Annotated in this window: 2 protein-coding genes; both read left to right on the top strand. The window is 46.6% G+C overall.

Features of this window, described 5'->3' with window-relative positions; translation table 11 throughout:
- The first annotated feature begins 252 nt into the window (after window positions 1-252).
- Entirely contained in the window at window positions 253-1788 is a 1536-nt protein-coding gene (gene istA / locus A3757_RS14465) for an IS21 family transposase (protein ID WP_068553442.1), read from the top strand.
- A gap of 29 nt (window positions 1789-1817) precedes the next feature.
- A complete protein-coding gene (locus A3757_RS14460) occupies window positions 1818-2357 on the top strand; it encodes an ATP-binding protein (protein WP_082870355.1) in 540 nt (179 codons plus the stop codon).
- The last annotated feature ends 123 nt before the right edge of the window (window positions 2358-2480 follow it).

The raw sequence follows: 2480 nt of genomic DNA, 5'->3' as shown, positions 1-2480 counted from the left end.
ATTGCATATTCTGGCCCATTCCGATCACTCATTCTGGTTTTAACCGATCATCATTTCTGGAACTTTTCGACCATTGATTCTGGTTTTATTCGATCACTTTTTCTGGATTTCCAGAATCAGTGATCAGATACCAGAATTGATGATCAGATATTTCCAGAATCACTCCTAACGCGTTGACTTAACTAACAATCTGCTAGTCTCTTAGCCTTTTTCCGGCGAGGAGTAATAGCAGTGGCCAAAAAAAGGTTATCAATGCGTAAAATCAAAGACATTTTACGGCTTCGTCATGAGGCCGGATTAAGCTATCGAGGGATAGCTCAAGCACTTAATATTGGTTACGGAACGGTCGTCGATTACCTCAAGCGAGCTGATCAAGCAGGCCTAAGCTGGCCAGTTCCCGAGGAAATGGCTGAGCGAGATCTCGCTCGAATGCTGTTCCCTAGCCAAGCTGCGACGGGTCAAAGGCGTTTTGTTGAGCCAGACTTCCCGCAAGTCCACCAGGACCTCAAACAAAAAACTGTAACCAAACAGTTATTGTGGCAAGAATATCGGCAGCAAAATCCTGATAACGGTTACAGTTATGCTCAGTTCTGTCATCGTTATCTTGAATGGCTGGGTTGCCAGAAACGTAGCATGCGTCAGATTCATCGTGCAGGTGAAAAACTCTTTGTCGATTACTGTGGTCCTACAATGCCGGTGGTGAACCCAGATACCGGCGAAGTCAGGCAAGCCCAAATTTTTGTCGCTGTGATGGGGGCATCCAACTACACCTTTGCTTGTGCTAGTTGGAGCCAGAACCAGGAAGACTGGTTGAATGCCCATGTACAGACTTTCGAGTTCCTCGGCGGTGTACCTGAACTAGTCGTGCCGGATAATTTGAGAAGTGCGGTGCGCAAAACACATCGTTACGAACCAGATATAAACCCGGCTTATCAGCAACTGGCACAACACTATCAAGTGGCGGTTGTTCCAGCGCGCCCCTATAAACCCAAGGATAAATCCAAAGCAGAAGTCGCTGTACAAATCGTTGAACGCTGGATTATGGCACGCTTGCGTCATCAAACCTTCTTCACTCTGGCGTCACTAAACCAAGCAATCCGGTTTTTATTGGACGACTTGAATCAGCGTCCCTTTAAGAAGCTCCCGGGTTCCCGGGCAAGTCAGTTCAAGCAACTAGACCAACCCGCCTTAAGGTCATTGCCTACAACGCCATACCATTATGCAGAGATCAAACAGGTGCGAGTCCATATCGATTACCACGTCGAATACGATAAGCACTATTACTCAGTTCCCCATAATCTGGTGAAACAGGCTGTTGAAGTACAAGCTAGTAACTCAAGCGTCTCCGTTTATAGCCAAGGTCAACGAGTCGCTAGCCACCCTCGTAGTTATCGGCAAGGTGCGCACAGCACTTGTGCTGAACATATGCCGCAAGCGCACCGAGCTATACAGGAATGGAGCCTAGAGCGCTTCCTGAGCTGGGCAAACGAGATAGGCGCTGAAACTCGTGAAGTGGTGAATCACCTACTGCAAGAAAAGCGACATCAAGAACAGAGTTATCGCCGCATACTCGCCTTACTTAGTAATGCGAAGAAATATGGACGAGAGAGACTCAACAAGGCTTGCGGACGCGCACTACTGATCAACTCACCGACACGCAGCAGTGTTGAATCCATACTTAAACAAGGACTTGATCAGATCGTTGTTGAAACTCAGGAGCATCATATTCAGGAAGAGTTATGCCTGGACCACCATGAAAACATCCGTGGTGAAGACTACTACCACTAAATACTCATATGAATAACTAGGGAAAAAACATGTTTACCAATCAAACCTTGCAAGCACTGAGAACATTAAAACTTAGCGGCATGGCTGATGGCCTAGAGCAACAGCTAGCACAACCATCAACACATGAAGAGCTTAGCTTCGATGAACGCCTGGCGCTATTAGTCGATAGAGAAAGTACGCACCGACACAACAATAAAATTACCCGTTTACTGAAGGCTGCCAAGTTAAAGATAAAGGCTCACCCTGAAGACATTAACTACCAGCATCCACGTGGTCTGAAAAAAAGTCAGTTCGCGGGTCTACTGAGTAGTCAATGGGTTCATCAGCATCACAACGTATTAATCGAGGGCCCAACGGGCTGTGGTAAGACATACTTGGCTTGTACTCTCTCGACTCAAGCTTGCCGTCACGGCTTCTCAGTACGCTACTTCCGAACTTCACGCCTACTTGAAGCACTGAGTATTGCGCACGGCGATGGCCGCTTCCAGAAACTCGTTCAGCAACTCGCTAAGACCGACTTACTGGTTCCCCCCTGTGTCAGGATAGTTGTCGCCTCTGTTAATTTTTAATAATTGAATAGGAGGCGGTAAGAGAATATGAGTGAAGCATTATTCAAAAGAGTTTAAAGAAGCCATTGTTAAGAAGTGGCTTGAAAGTGGGTTATCATTAAGAACGTTTTCAGCCCAGGAAAA

This window comes from Oleiphilus sp. HI0117 (assembly GCF_001635235.1).
The sequence above is the reverse complement of the archived record's forward strand: the minus strand, read 5'-3'. Positions and strand labels throughout refer to the sequence as shown.

Excerpts from the sequence above, each read along its gene's own strand:
- istA (WP_068553442.1), top strand. The coding sequence starts at position 253 with ATGCGTAAAATCAAAGACATTTTACGGCTTCGTCATGAGGCCGGATTA.
- A3757_RS14460 (WP_082870355.1), top strand. The coding sequence starts at position 1,818 with ATGTTTACCAATCAAACCTTGCAAGCACTGAGAACATTAAAACTTAGC.